This is a genomic window from Acinetobacter sp. ANC 5378 (assembly GCF_013004315.1).
In the GTDB taxonomy this organism is placed as follows: Bacteria; Pseudomonadota; Gammaproteobacteria; order Pseudomonadales; family Moraxellaceae; genus Acinetobacter.
Map to the genome: position 1 here is coordinate 12,125 of NZ_JABERK010000023.1, position 14,890 is coordinate 27,014.

Annotated in this window: 11 protein-coding genes and 3 pseudogenes; 10 read left to right on the plus strand and 4 right to left on the minus strand. The window is 40.8% G+C overall.

Annotation, left to right across the window (positions count from 1 at the left end; genetic code table 11):
• Window positions 1-194 precede the first annotated feature (194 nt).
• The 7 genes from HLH16_RS06385 (at window position 195) to tatC (ending at window position 5,178) form a co-directional block, all read left to right on the plus strand.
• On the plus strand, window positions 195-1,277 hold the full coding sequence (locus HLH16_RS06385; protein WP_171528700.1) for an ABC transporter substrate-binding protein: 1,083 nt from the start codon (window positions 195-197) through the stop codon (window positions 1,275-1,277).
• 36 nt (window positions 1,278-1,313) lie between these two features.
• Entirely contained in the window at window positions 1,314-2,117 is an 804-nt protein-coding gene (locus tag HLH16_RS06390; protein ID WP_171528789.1) for an ABC transporter permease, read from the plus strand.
• A 12-nt stretch (window positions 2,118-2,129) separates the two neighbouring features.
• Window positions 2,130-2,927 (plus strand): ABC transporter permease, encoded by a 798-nt coding sequence (locus HLH16_RS06395; RefSeq protein ID WP_250850243.1) that lies wholly within the window; start codon window positions 2,130-2,132, stop codon window positions 2,925-2,927.
• Between the two features lie 19 nt (window positions 2,928-2,946).
• Complete coding sequence (locus HLH16_RS06400) at window positions 2,947-3,690, plus strand: ABC transporter ATP-binding protein (protein WP_171528702.1); 744 nt, start codon at window positions 2,947-2,949, stop codon at window positions 3,688-3,690.
• A gap of 112 nt (window positions 3,691-3,802) precedes the next feature.
• Entirely contained in the window at window positions 3,803-4,018 is a 216-nt protein-coding gene (locus tag HLH16_RS06405) for a Sec-independent protein translocase subunit TatA (protein ID WP_171528703.1), read from the plus strand.
• Between the two features lie 18 nt (window positions 4,019-4,036).
• A complete protein-coding gene (gene tatB, locus HLH16_RS06410; RefSeq protein ID WP_171528704.1) occupies window positions 4,037-4,435 on the plus strand; it encodes a Sec-independent protein translocase protein TatB in 399 nt (132 codons plus the stop codon).
• Window positions 4,432-5,178 (plus strand): twin-arginine translocase subunit TatC, encoded by a 747-nt coding sequence (tatC, locus tag HLH16_RS06415; protein WP_171528705.1) that lies wholly within the window; start codon window positions 4,432-4,434, stop codon window positions 5,176-5,178. Before tatB ends, tatC begins: the two co-directional genes overlap by 4 nt.
• 37 nt (window positions 5,179-5,215) lie before the next feature.
• On the opposite strand, the gene HLH16_RS06420 is transcribed toward tatC, so the two are convergent.
• Both HLH16_RS06420 and HLH16_RS06425 read right to left on the minus strand, forming a co-directional pair.
• Entirely contained in the window at window positions 5,216-6,298 is a 1,083-nt protein-coding gene (locus tag HLH16_RS06420) for a sigma-54 interaction domain-containing protein (protein ID WP_171528706.1), read from the minus strand.
• A 187-nt stretch (window positions 6,299-6,485) separates the two neighbouring features.
• Window positions 6,486-8,981: pseudogene (locus tag HLH16_RS06425) on the minus strand (TonB-dependent receptor); the annotation flags it as partial.
• Between the two features lie 394 nt (window positions 8,982-9,375).
• On the opposite strand from HLH16_RS06425, the gene HLH16_RS06430 reads away from it, so the two are divergent.
• Window positions 9,376-10,974 (plus strand): ABC transporter substrate-binding protein, encoded by a 1,599-nt coding sequence (locus HLH16_RS06430; RefSeq protein ID WP_171528708.1) that lies wholly within the window; start codon window positions 9,376-9,378, stop codon window positions 10,972-10,974.
• A 26-nt stretch (window positions 10,975-11,000) separates the two neighbouring features.
• Window positions 11,001-12,089, plus strand: a complete 1,089-nt coding sequence (locus tag HLH16_RS06435) for an LLM class flavin-dependent oxidoreductase (protein WP_171528709.1) — start codon at window positions 11,001-11,003, stop codon at window positions 12,087-12,089.
• 36 nt (window positions 12,090-12,125) lie between these two features.
• Here HLH16_RS06435 and HLH16_RS06440 read toward each other — a convergent pair.
• Window positions 12,126-13,247, minus strand: a pseudogene (locus HLH16_RS06440) (lipase family protein); the annotation flags it as partial.
• 58 nt (window positions 13,248-13,305) lie between these two features.
• On the opposite strand from HLH16_RS06440, the gene HLH16_RS06445 reads away from it, so the two are divergent.
• The gene (locus tag HLH16_RS06445) at window positions 13,306-14,238 is read left to right on the plus strand and encodes an IS5 family transposase (protein WP_171528710.1); all 933 of its coding nucleotides are present in this window, start codon (window positions 13,306-13,308) and stop codon (window positions 14,236-14,238) included.
• A 53-nt stretch (window positions 14,239-14,291) separates the two neighbouring features.
• Here the strand turns inward: HLH16_RS06445 and HLH16_RS06450 are convergent.
• Window positions 14,292-14,831, minus strand: a pseudogene (locus HLH16_RS06450) (TonB-dependent receptor plug domain-containing protein); the annotation flags it as partial.
• Window positions 14,832-14,890: the final 59 nt, after the last annotated feature.

Sequence of the window (14,890 nt, forward strand, 5' to 3'; positions counted from 1 at the left end):
TTAATTCAATTAGCAAGACGAATACAACTGTTTGCAGATCAGCATTTATTTTATTTTTAGTGTTGATCTGCCAACACTCAATTGAAAAATCAATTTACTCCTCAACATAAACCTTTGTTTTTATTTAACTTAAAAAGTTGGCTTGCTTGTTGCTATGACCGAAGCCTAAATACGTTTTATATAGTTGTACCTTTATGTCTTCAAAATTTTTAGCTTTCTCCGTACTGGTCTTTAGCTCTATTTTGCTTAGTTCAGGTTGTTCCAAGCAGGAAGCGGAAACGCCCCAATCTGCTGGAAAAAATCAGAGTTCAAAAGAACTGCGTATTGCTGTTGTTGCGAATGGCACAACAGGATCTTTAGATTTTATTGGCGCGCCTGAAATTATTGCTAAAGATCAAATCTTTTTAGAAGAATTAAAAAAGCGTCATGTGGATTTAAAATGGGAGCCTGTAACTACCGCTGCCGTGGCTACCTTAGTTAATGAAAACTTTCTCAATAACAAAATTGATTTTGCATTTTACGGCAATTTACCCTCTGTATTTTTAAATGCAATAGGCACGAAAACTCAGATTATTGTACCAGGCGGTATAGGCAGCAATGTCTATTTAGTCGTCCCTAGTCAATCCAAAGCAACCCACATTGAAGATTTAAAAGGCAAGAAAATTGTATTGCACCGCGGCCGTCCGTGGGAAGTCAACTTCGCTCAATTGATTCAAGATAAAGGCCTAAAGCTGAGTGATTTTCAGATTGTTAACCTGAATCCTCAAGCAGGAACATCTGCCGTTGCAGCCAACAGTGTGGATGCTTTCTTTACGTTGAGTGATGCGCACATTCTTGAAGATAAAAAAATTGGCAAGATTATCTGGTCATCACGCAATTTACCGCGCGATTGGAAAATGCGTGCAGAATTGTGGGGTTCTAAACAATATGTAAATGCTAACCCTGATGTGACTCAGCTCTTGGCTGATGCCACTGTGCGCGCCTACCACTGGATTTCAGAACATCAGGGTGAATACCAGCAAAGCCAAACTAAATTTGGTCAGCCACTTACAGTGATTCAGCGTGAACAAGACAATAATTCTGTCTGGAAATATAACTGGAATCCAAGTTATGACATACAGGTATTAACTACACATTATGATCGGGTAATTAAACATGCCGTTGATCATCAATTAATTCAAAATCCTGTTCAAAGCTCAGAACTTGTAGATCCAAAATTTACCCAGCAAGCAATTAAAAATTTGAATCTTGAGAATTACTGGGCAAATCAACCTTAAGGTGGTGATGTGAAAACATTCAATAAAACAGCAGATATAGAATTAACATCTGGCCGGATTTCCTGGCATGGAATTAATTTATTCAAAAAGATCAATGTCTATTGGTTAATATCCTGTGCCTCTCCCTTAATTTTGTTTTTTGTCTGGTATGTCGCTTGTCGCTTGCAATTATTCCCAGATCAGATTCTAGTCCCACCTGAGAATGTGTGGTTAAGCTTTATCAATCTAATTCAGTCAGGTGAACTATATTTGCATCTGAAAGACAGCTTATTTCGCCTTTTCGCAGGTTTCAGCATAGGTGCAACAGCAGCCATTGCATTTGGCATTGTTTACGCAACAAATCGTCATGTGAAAGACTATTTTTCTCTGATCTTCAATGTACTGTATCAAATTCCGATTTTTGTCCTGATTCCGATTTTTATCCTGATTTTTGGCATTGGTGAAACATTCAAGATTCTACTCATTATTAAAGCCTGTTTTTTCCCGGTTGCATTAGCCATGATTGAAGCAGTTGAAGGCGTGCCTAAGCAATATATGGAATTAAGTCAGGTGTATCAGCTCAAATTAAAAAACCGGGTCAAATACATCATTTTACCTTCAGTTATGCCACCTCTGATTAGCAGTTTACGTATCGCACTTGGGCGTGCATGGCTGATTCTGGTGGCAGTTGAATTATTGGCAGCCGGTACAGGCATTGGTCAAATGATGGAACTGGGACGCCAAATGTTGAGACTTGATATTGTCATGGTAGGTGTATTTATCACCGGCCTAATTGGTTTTGTATTGGATAAGAGCTTAAGACAAGTTGAACAGCGCTTTATTCAATATAAGCAACAGTAAAGGAAAATGAAAATGAGCTCTTTGATTACATCTCGTCCACAATTCACTTTACTGCCACGGTCTTTAAAAAGCTGGATTATTCCGATCCTCTTATTAGGCTTATGGCAATACAGTTCTTCTCATAATGCAGGACATGCTTATGCTTTTGTACCTTTACAGCATATCTATGACGCATTTATAAGTCTGCTTCAGTCTGGTGAACTCCTTATAAATACCTGGGGAAGTTTGAAAAAAGCACTTTTAGGCTTTGTTTTCGGCGGTACTACAGGATTGGCACTTGGTGCTCTGCTCGCCTACTCAAAAATCATAAATGCATTGATATCACCTATATTTAATACAATTCGCCAAGTTCCCTTACTTGGTTTAACGCCCTTAATTGCGTTATGGCTCGGCAATGGTGAAAATGCCAAAATATTTATCATCGCATTAGCTTCTTTTTATCCTCTAGTGATTAATACCTATCAAGGGCTCTCGCATGATGATCCTAAATACAAAGAATTGGCCGGCATTTATCAATTTTCGGCTTGGCGTGAATTCCGCCGCATCCGTCTGCCTCAAGCCATTCCTTATATTTTAACGGGTATCAACCTTGCTGTACCGTTCACTTGGATTACCACTACAGCAAGTGAGCTTTTATTTAATGCTGGCGTTGGTTTAGGCGGCGTCATGATGAAAGCTGAAGCCAATGCAGCCATGGATATTCTATTGGTATGTGCTTTGACAGTGACTTTATTAGGGATCGCGATGACCGCATCAGTTCGAGCATTGTCTCGACATCTACTTCGCTGGCGTCCACGCCATTCAGCATAAATTATTTGAGTTTTATCATATGTCATTTTTAACCATTCATAATGTAAATAAGCATTTTCAGCAAGAACAGAAACTATTAACTGTACTCAATCAGATTGATTTAGACATCCAGCAAGGTGAATTTGTTTCAATTGTCGGAAGCAGCGGCTGTGGCAAGTCGACTTTATTACGCTTGATCGCAGGTTTAGATAAAGAATATGAAGGCGAAATACGCTTGAATGGTCAACCGGTAAAAGGCCCTGACCTGAAACGTGGCCTGATTTTTCAAGAGCATCGATTACTGCCTTGGCTCACTGTAAGCGAGAACGTAGGCTTGGCATTAGAAGAAACAGTATTATCTACAGCTGAAAAAGAAAAGCTCATTCAAGAACATATCGAATTGGTGGGCTTGAAAGGTTTTGAAAAGTCCTACCCACATCAGCTGTCTGGTGGTATGTCACAACGTGTAGCGATTGCCCGGGGCCTCGTCAACAAACCAGATATTCTACTGCTGGATGAACCATTTGGCGCACTGGATGCTATTACTCGCGACATTCTCCAAAAAGAACTGCAGCGGATTTGGGAACAAGAAAAAATCACGATGATTTTAGTGACCCATGATATTGAAGAAGCAGTTTTCCTAGGGGACCGAGTCGTGGTCATGTCTCCACGTCCCGGAAAAATTAAGCACATTATTCCAATTAATGTAGCACATCCTCGACTAAAAGAAGATGCCCAGCTATTTAAGCTGCGTAATCAAGCGATTGCAAATTTAACGCATTAAACAGCTAAATTTTTGCTTTAGAATTTTTACCATAATGATCGGTTTTATTATGATTTCATAACTTGAAGTCATCCAATTAAACTGATCTTTTCTATCTTAAGGAGTCACTGCTATGGGCTTATCCATTTGGCATATCGTACTATTTGCAGTTGTTGTTATTTTACTTTTTGGCACGTCTAAATTAAAAAATCTCGGCAAAGATTTAGGTGGTGCGATTAAAGACTTTAAGGATTCTGTTAAAGATGAAAATCAGACACTGCACCTTGAACATCAAAAAAATGACCAAGCCAAAGTCATTGAAAATGTATCTGAAAAAACCGTGAATTAAAGATTTAAGTATTCATTTATGTTTAATGTCAGTTTTGGCGAAATTTTCGCATTCAGTATCATTGCACTGATTATTTTAGGACCTGAAAAATTTCCACAAGTCCTGCGCCAAGTCATGCTTAAATATCGAGGTTTTAAGTCTCTGGTACAGAAAGTTCAGCAAGATATTGAAGAAGAATTAGAATTGGGCGAACTGAAGCAATTCATGCAGCAAGAGCTGCAGCGGATTAAAGACAATGAAGCACAACTGCAAGCTTCTTTATTAGAAATGCAGGCAAAGATTGATCAGCAACAATATGAACTGAATGTTCAGGTACAAAAAAATAAGTCCCATCTTTATGAACCAGTTTCATCCTTCAGTTTAGTACCCTTCCGACAGGCAGCATCAATATCGCAGGAAGTGAAAAAAGCTATATGACAGATCATCAGATTTTAGAAGAATTGAATGATACCGGAAAAATGAAATATTCCGAGCATTTAAAAGAATTAAGAACACGCACAATTTATATTATCGGCAGCGTATTAGGTGTTTTTTTCTGTTTATTACCATTTGCACATCAAAGCTATACATGGTTGGCTGCGCCTTTGGTCAAATTACTACCAGCCCAATCTTCCATGATCGCGACGGATGTCGTCAGCACTTTTTTAGCCCCATTTAAACTTAATTTATATATCGCGATTTTACTGACTATTCCAATTACCCTGTATCATGTATGGAAGTTTATTGCTCCTGCGCTATATAAAAATGAGAAAAAAATTGGTATAGGCGTTGTATTAGGAAGTGCTGGGTTATTCTTTTGCGGTATTTTATTCAGCTACTTTGTCATTCTGCCTTTAGCGCTTAAATTTTTTGTTTATGCATCTCCTGATAATGTCCTGCCAATGACGGACATCAACAGCTATCTCAGCTTTTGTTTAAAATTATTTTTGGCATTTGGTCTTGCTTTCCAAATCCCTATTCTAACCTATGTACTTATTTTAATCGGAATTATGAAAATTGAGACATTGGAACAGTACAGACGGCATATCATTGTATTTTTCTTTTTTGTGTCCATGTTTATCACACCGCCTGATATTTTGAGCATGCTGTCTTTGGCGATTCCAATGTGCATTTTGTTTGAGGTAGGATTACAGTTAAGCAAATTGAAAATAAAAAAATAAATTATTCAACAGGAAAAATTCAAATAACATGAACAACTCATGCTACTTCATTTTCATCTACTACCTTATTCGGCAATAAATCATATTTAGATAAAAGATTGCGAAGGACATTACGAGTTATGCCGAGCATCTTTGCTGTTTTTACTTGGTTGTTCCAGCATTTTGAAAAAGCAGTGTTGATCACCTTTTGTTCGATGATATTTAGGGCGTTTCCATCATGGGCATCAAATATACGTTTTAATACGTTTTCAAATTCATCCAGCAAATCTAAATCCTGATTAACTGAAATAAATTCTTCACCTAAAAATTTTAAATGCTCAATATCAATAGAATTGCTTCCGCTAACCAATAAAGCATATTGAATAACATTTTCAACTTCACGAATATTTCCAGGCCATGAATAGTTTAATAATGCATTTCTCGCACGGTCAGTAATGATTTTTTTAGGCGAAATTAATTTCTTTGAATAACTATTAATAAAATAATCAACTAAAGGAAGAATATCTCCTTTTCTTTCCCTTAATGGCAATATACTTATATTAACTACATTTAAACGGTAATATAAATCCAATCTAAATTTATTCTCAGCTACGGCACGTTTTAAGTCTACATGCGTACCAGAAATAATACGAATATCAACTGGAATCGGTTTACGGCCGCCTACACGTAACACTTCACGTTCCTGAATAACACGTAGCAATTTCACCTGTAGCGATAAAGGTAATTCCCCTACCTCATCGAGAAATAAAGTACCGCCATTAGCAGTTTCAAACAAACCTATTTTTGATTTTGTAGCACCAGTAAAAGCACCAGCCTCATAGCCAAAAAGCTCTGATTCTGCAAGATTTTCTACTAATGCACCACAGTTTACCGCCAAGAAAGTTTTATTTTTTCGATCACTTTTCAAGTGAATTTCTCGTGCGACCAACTCCTTACCGGTGCCTGATTCACCATACACAATCACACTGGCATTGCTCGGTGCAATGGTTTCAATTTTATTCAGCAGCTCTTTCGAGCTTTGATCTGAAAAAATTATAGTTTTCGCACGAATGGGTTTAACTGGCACACTACTTTCAGGCAAAGAGACAATTCTATACTCATTGTCTAAATAAGATTGCATAAAATACTCTTTTTAATCTTGATAATATTTGTAGGTTATATGTTTTTCTCGTTTAAAGTAAATAACAATTAATCATTAATATATCATCATTTTATTTTCTTAAAATAAGATATTTTTAGCATTTATAAAGATAGATATTTCACATTAAAAAAACCTGCTGTTCGCAGGTTTTTAAGATTTATTTTATTTAGAAACTGTAACTGAATTGGCCTTGAACAGTTAATGGCCGCATTGGCTGCAGAAATTCTGAGTTGGATCCGGCTAAACCATTTACAAAATTTCGCTCATTGGTCAGATTCAAAATATTTAAGCCAACTGTCCACTGTGGCTGACGGTAAAATAAACCCAAATCAATATTATAATTATTTGGAACTTTCACATTCTGCGCTAAATTAGTATACCAGTCACTGGTCCACCATGCTGAAATATTGGCGCCAAATCCCGTTTCATGCTGGTAATCTAGATAAGCTGTGGCAGAATATTCTGGAATCCCCGCTGCTTGATAACGTCCCGCAGTACGTTGATTCAGGCGGTTGCTGTCTCCCCAGACTGTAGCATTGTCTACATGAAATCCAAACGGAGAAAAACCAGAAGGTACAATAGATGTATAAACTGGATTTAATTTAGTCAAGTTGGCACCAATAGCAATATTTGGCTGCACCTGCCAGCGCAATGAAGACTCAATACCATCAATTTTAAGCTTTGCCATGTTGCCATTACTATCAGGCGATAAATCACGGCTTTGATCAAACCAACTTAAACTCAAAAATAATTCATTCGGGATAGCTTCATATTTGATGCCAACTTCTTTAAGAAGACTTTGACTGTCAAATGACAATGGATTGAGCTGATTCTTGGCTCCCCATGTTAAAAATGGTCCGAATACACCGGTATTTATGGCAGTGCTTTTGTCATAGGTAAAATATAAGGTACTTTTCTGAGTCGGCTTATAAAAAGTGCTGGCCTGATAGCTTAATAAGCTGTAACTGTCATGATGACTGCGCTGATCTGAATTCTGCAACACCAAAGGATTAGATAAGCTTGCATGCACTGAACTATGGTTAATACCCAAATTCAACCCGTATTTTTCATTAAATACAAAATTTTGCTGAGTAAATAAGCTATAGGTATCCCATGAGCCTTCTCCAGTATATACCGCACCGCCAGAAGTTGGGAAACCACCTTTCTCTGCATATAAACCATGCCCAATGGCATACATTGGCGGCAGATTTAAATAGCCATAATACTGTGAATACTGAGGCACACCGGCTTGACCAATCCAGCCTCCAGTTGAATTAGTATTGTTCTCCAAACCTAACAAATCACCTGGGTTTTTTTGTGAAGGGTCATTCGTCAGATCATAAGGATTGATGTTGAAACTGTTATTAGCTGCAAGAGCTTTGAATCCTTCGTAACGGTAAGTACCACCCGTATTTGAACGATGTTTGAGGTCTATTCCTGCAATTTTAAAATCATAGTCTGACTGAAATTCAAGACGGTTATCAAACAACTCATGGCTCATATCGGTAAAGAAGCTGCCAACTGAGTCACCTAAATCTTCACTTTTCTGATAAAGGCTGCTGTTTACTACACGCCAGTTTTCATTTAAATCTTTAGCCACCCGCAATTGAGTGCTGAGACGTTTAGCGCTGTTTTTATCCTCAGCACGGCCTGAAACATAATCTTCCAGTTTGACTAACTCGTTGCCGGGTATGGATGGGTCATAAACCCAGCCGCGGATTGTGCCGGCGCCCTCCACTGTCGCACTTGGCAATGGTGTAGTCTGGACAGGGCCTACCGCCACATATTGTTTTTGGCTATTGGCTTCCCGCTGCTGCCACCCAATGATGGGTGAATCGGCAGCACCCGATTCAAATACAGGCGACCAATACTGGCTGCCGCTTTGAATAATCGGTGTCGCCCGGCCTTTATAATACTGGCCTTGATCCACTGAAGCCTGTGTTGCGCGGTTCCAGCCATGGGTAACATTAAAGTTTTTGTAATTATCGTAGCTTAAATTCCAGTCAATACGCAGGCTGTCATCGGGACGCCAAGCCAAGGCACCATAAAAGGCATTAAAATCATTTTTAACATTGTCATAAAAGTCGTCTGACTGCTGGCCCGTGACACTGACACGGTAGGCCAGTTCATCATTAATTGGCGCAGTATGATCCAAAGTTAAAGAGAGGTGCGGTTCTGAACCTTTCCCTTTATACCATGAGCCCAGCACGCCTTTAATCGTTGTTTCGGCCTGTTCAAAATTCGGTTTCTTGCTGATGAAATTCACATAGCCGCCAGAACCGGATGCAGGCGCAAAGATGACACCTGTTGGGCCTGATACAATATCTGCAGCTTCATAGGCATTGAAATTGCTTGGATGCCGGGTATTGTAAATACGCTGGCTGTCCTGAAATACCTCGGAGTTTTGTCCGCGGATCTGTGGCGCAAAATTCACATTTTGACCGCCGCCGCGCGTAACGCCGGGTGCAAATTTCACTAAATCATCTGCACTTTTTATGACTTCATTTTCAAGCTGAGATTCACTAATTTGTGAGACCACCCGGGGCGTGTCCAGAACTTTTTCATTGGTGCCATAAATAGAACGGACTTCACGCTTAGGCAGGTTAGTTTTAACTTTTTTGGCCCCCACCACTTCGACTTCAGCCAGCTGAATCACATCTTGTGCTCTTTCAGAAGCAGCTTTATTCAGGACGGGGGCAAGATTCTCAGCATGTGCCTGCTGCAGCAGCAGGCCAATGGCAACCGCTAAAGTACTTAAAGGAAATTTAATCGTCATAGATTCAGTCAAATGTTTGGCAATGATGCAGCTTTTAAGGCAAAGTCTATGCCAATATTAAAAATTCATTTTAAGTGCTTAAAATTCAATGTTTTCTCTCATTAAGTTTTAGCCATCATCGCTCTGGACGAATCTGTAAAAGCAACAATAATGTTGATTTCTGAACAGCAGCTGATTTCAGCATTTTATTTATTTATTAAAATTCAATAAGTTTCATTACTTTTAAAATTGGCATTAGTCCTGCAATGAAACAGCCAAATTTGGTTTTTACGAGTTTCATATGTCTAATGATCAGCAAGGATTGAACCGCAGAAATTTCCTAAAGAATACGGCGCTCGGTATTGCCGGCACTGCCAGCGCGGCGGGGCTCCTAAGCGGCTGCAACCGTACAGAGAACAAATCAGCGGTATCTGATGCGAAAACTGCGGCAGCATCTCAGCAGCCCAAACACGGCGGCTCAATTAAAATGGGAGTGATCGGCGGGCAGCAGGCCGGAAATTTAGACCCTCATTTATCGCCTATTGGCGGCAGCGTAATCCGTGGTTTTGCCGTCTACAACAAATTATGGGAATGGGATGAGCATATGCTGCCGCGTTTGGCGCTGGCAGAATTTTCAGAACCGAATGCCGATGCCAGTGAATGGACCATCCGGCTGAAAAAAGGACTAGAATTTCATCACGGTAAAACAATCAGTGCAGATGATGTCATTTTCTCTTTGCAGCGTTTAACTGATCCGAAGCTGGCCTCACCTTTCCGGAATTTGGTGCAGTGGATTGACCGCAATCAATTAAAAAAGCTGGATCCGTATACAGTTAAGATCAGTTTTGTCAAAGAGATCCCCGGCTTTTATGCCCTGCCGGAAACTTGGGTGAATTTTGGCGCTATTGTGCCGACAGATTTTGATCCGATTCACAATCCTGTTGGCGCTGGCCCCTACCGCGTCAAGAGTTTTGTTCCAGGGCAGCGCTCAATCTTCACCCGTTTTGAAAATTATTTCAAGGCTGATAAGCCGTATGCAGACAGCTTTGAAATTATTGATTTCAAAGACCAGATTTCAAGGCTCAACGCCCTCTTGTCCGGTCAAATTGATATTGCTAATTCGATTACACCTGAATACGTCAAGATTTTAGAAAAAGCCAAACATATTCAAACTGTTCGCTCTAAAACCAATATTCATTACGGTTTTGACTTTAATATGCAGAAAGCCCCTTTTGACCAACCTGAAGTGCGTCAGGCTTTCCGCCTTATCGCAGACCGTCCTGCGCTGGTACAGCAAGCATTAAATGGTGAGGGCCGCGTGGCGAATGACCTCTATTCCCCGCAGGATGCTGTATACCTGGATTTGCCGCAGCGTAAGCAAAATATTGAAGAAGCTAAAAAATTATTGGCTAAAGCCGGATTTGTAGATGGATTGACAGTCGAATTGGTGAGCCTGGCAGGAGACCCAAGCAAAGCTGCCATAGTTTTTGCTGAGCAAGCCAAACTTGCCAATGTCACCATCAACGTGCGCCAAGTCGACAGTGCTACCTTTAACAGCCCGCAGCGCGCCAATTGGCAAATTTCCACCAATTCCGGCAATGTGGGAACGCCCTATTTATCCACTGCTGTGGTGAATGATGCCCCGATTGCCACCACCAATAAAATCAATTTCAAAGACCCGGAATATACCACTTTATTTTTAAAAGGCTTGTCTGAGCCTGATCTCACCAAGCGTCGTGAAATATTGCATCATGCTCAGCGGATTCAGCATGAGCGCGGCGGCCTGCTGATTTGGGGATTCGGCAATGTCATTGATGCAGCCCATCAAAATATCGGCGGTTTAACTGCTGAAAATACGCAATTTGCCACATGGCGCTTTGAAAAACTTTGGAAAATTTAATCACAACCCTATAGAAGGACAATAATATGAGTATTGAATTCGTCGGTATGGTATTTCCCAACCAATGGTCTGAAACCCGCGGCACCCGTATCACCAATAAGCTGGATTTAGAATATTTGCGCTATCATGCGCATGCACATGAATATGCCGGCTTTGACAAAGTACTGATTGCGAACAGCGCAGCCAGTCCTGACAGCACGCAGATTGCAGCCTTTTTGGCACAGCACACTGAAAGATTGGGTTTCATGATTGCACATCGCCCAGCAATCCAGACACCGAATTTAGCAGCACGTTCATTTGCGACGCTAGATCACCTGACAGGTGGCGGTCGTATCCGTTTACATGCAATTACGGGTATTACAGCAGAGCCGCAAGAAGGCGATTTCATTACAGATAAGATTCAGCGCTATAAGCGTACCAATGAATATCTAGAAATCATCAATAAGCTGTGGCACAGTGATGAGCCGTTTAATTATGAAGGCGAGTTTTTTCACATTGAAAATGCCTTTATCCCATTAAAACCTGTGAATGGCCATATTCCAATTTCTTTTGGTGGCTCTTCAGATATTGCTTATGAAATCGCTGTGCAACAAGCCAATCTGTATTCATTATGGGGCGAACCATTAACAGGTGTTAAAGAACAGATCGACAAACTGAAAGCTGCAGCTGCTAAATTCAGCCGTCCAGTTCCTGAAGTCAGTTTGTCTGTACGTCTGATTATCGGAGAAACTGAGGAGCTGGCGTGGAAACGCGCTGAAAAAATTCTTGCTGATATTCAAAGTAACCCGTTATATCAAGCCAATAATCCAAATGTCCCTGCACGTCCTAAAGGTACAGGTTCATTGCGTCTTCTGGCAGCAGCAGAACGCGGAGACCGCCATGACCGCGCATTATGGATGCCGACTGCTAAAGCAGTAGGAGCTTATGGCGATACGACAGCTTTAGTCGGAACACCAGATACCATCATTGAGTCACTCTTAGACTATGTTGATTTAGGGGTAACGACATTCCTCAATCGAGGCTATGATCCAATTTACGATACAGTGGATTACGGCCGATATATTATTCCGGCTGTACGAGAAGAAGCAGAAAAATGCAAAAAGAAATCTGCATAATAAAAAAACCGGAGTTTAAATTCCGGTTTTTTTATCTTATTTAATTTGTGGTTTACAGATGGATTCAACGGGTTGATCAGCAATCACTTTTTTCGCGAATGGAATCGAGTCTTTTAATGATGCATTTACCGTCTCACTATGACCTAGACCATAATATAGATGTCCTTGGGCGTTGGTTCCTGCTTTACAGAGATCTGCGACCAATTTTATCTGTGAACGGGCATCAGGTGTCTTGTCATTGGCACCCGTCCCAATAAACACTGGGTGGTTAATTTTTAAAGTTGGGTAATAGCCATAGTCTTTCCCCTGCTGTTCCTGAAGCTGCTTATAGTAAGCAGGTGGATTAGGCTGGTAAGCTGCTGCTGGAGATAACCCTGCATGCTGGATATCACCAGTAAAGCTGGCCAAGCATGTCGTTCTTGCCTGCTCAATTAAAGGTAATGCTGCTGGCTTGAAAATATCTTCTGTTTTAACTTGAGGATATAAATTTTGAGTCACTAAAAATCCATAAATCCCATATGCCAGTGACGGGCTGACTTCAAAAGGATTCAGCTTTAAATTGTTATCTTCCTGTTTAGCTTCCGGGTCCTTATAAATGACCCCGGTGCCTATAGAACCCTTAATATTCAGATCAGGCGCATAGGATGCGGAATAAGAAGATGCTGCAACTGCGCCAGCACCGCCTTGCGATTGTCCAACGATGACAAATTTGTTATCTAATGGAAGTTTAGATTTTAAAGCTGCACGTCCACTGTCCAGGATACTATAGCCAAGCATTGGCACATTGATTAAGAAATGCGGTCCAGGTACACCTAAACCTTCATAATCCGTGGCGACGACCGCAAAGCCTTCTTTTAGCCAGCGGTTTAAATATTCTACATCACGGTAGGAACGACCATTCCACGACGGCGCGCAGTTGTCTGAAAGCCCAACCGTGCCGTGTGCCCATAGTACAACTGGCCAGCCATCTTCGGGAGCCTGACCTTTAGGTAAATGAATACTACCGGAAACCACAACTGGCGTTTTACTGTCCTTACCACTTGTTGAACTATATAGGATACGAATCGCATGGCTGGCATTGCTTAAGCGTAATGCTGGCACATCGATCGTTTCTGATCTAAGCAATTGGCCTGGCTGATCAGGAATATTTTTGTTCCAGCGGGGCTTTGTTGCACAAACCTAGCATCAAAAGCTTATTCAGCAATATAATTTCAAAATGAATAAGCCTGCCTCTAAAATCTACCGTACAACCAATTGGTCATCCTATAACCGAGCCTTAATTAACCGAGGTAATATTTCCATTTGGTTTGATCCAAAGACTCAGTGGTATGCACAATCACAAGGCAAGCAAGGTCGAAATCAAACCTACTCCGATACAGCGATTCAATGCTGCTTAATGATCAAATTACTATTCCGACTCTCTTTACGTATGGTCACAGGTTTTGTTCAAAGTCTGATTAAACTCTCTGGATTAGATTGGACAGCTCCGGATTATTCCACCCTTTGTCGTAGACAAAAGCATATTGATATTGCGATTAGCTATCAAAAAAGTAGTGATGGACTGCATCTACTCGTAGACTCTACTGGTTTGAAGTTTCTTGGTGAAGGTGAATGGAAACGCAAGAAACATGGGGCTGAATATCGTCGCCAATGGCGTAAGCTTCACATTGCTATAGATGCTAAAACCCTGCAAATACGTGCAGTACAACTCACCACAAATAATGTCAGTGATTCTCAAGTACTCGAAGATTTACTTGCTCAAATTCCCTTGGATGAACCAATTAATTCTGTTTATACAGATGGTGCTTATGACACAAAGCACTGCCGACAAGTCATTTTAGATCGAGATGCACATGCGATCATTCCACCTAGAAAGAATGCAAAGCCTTGGAAGGATCAGCAAGCGAGGTCTATAGAGCGGAACGAATTATTAAAGACAGTCAAACGGCTAGGCAGATCGCTTTGGAAAAAGTGGTCTGGTTATCACCGTCGAAGTTTGGTTGAAACCAAGATGCATTGCATCAAATTATTAGGCGATAAATTAACAGCGCGGAGTTTTCCAAGTCAGGTGAATGAGATCCATGCACGCATGGCAGTCTTGAATAAATTCACAGAATTAGGTCGCCCTCATACCCAAGTTGTCTCTTAAATTTGAGTAGCTTAAGGGAACTCAGCCTTTCAAACCTTTATGCAACAAAGCCCTTTCAAAATGATATTGACGACACCCGCAACAGCATCTGAGCCATATTGAGCAGCTGCACCATCTCTTAAAATTTCAATACGTTTCACAGCACTGATAGGAATTAAGCTTAAATCAACCACAGCTGCGCCACGTCCGCCAGCATACCCCTGTCGTGTAAAATATGAGGACGTATGACGGCGTTTTCCATTTACGAGCACAAGTGTCTGATCACCGGCTAAACCACGCAACGCAATACTTGGCGGGGTTGAAGCAGCAAAGCCACCTGCTGGAGTTGTTGGCAAACTTGCTGATGGAGAAAGTTGTGTAAGAGCTTTGGCCACTGTTGTTGCACCCGTTGCCTGCAATTGTACAGCTGTGACGACATCTACTGGAGAGTGCGATTGCAATGGTGTAGAAATAGCACGACGGGAACCGGTAACAACCACTTCTTGTAGCTGTATACTGTCTTCTTGAGTCTGCGTGATTTTTTCATTCGCCAATGCAATGCTACTCGATAAAGCACTGACAATAAAAACTGTAGATAGATATGAATTTGGCATAAATGAATTTTTTCTAAAAGCTAAATGGTGCCCGTGCTTGAGCAAAGATAATGCCACTT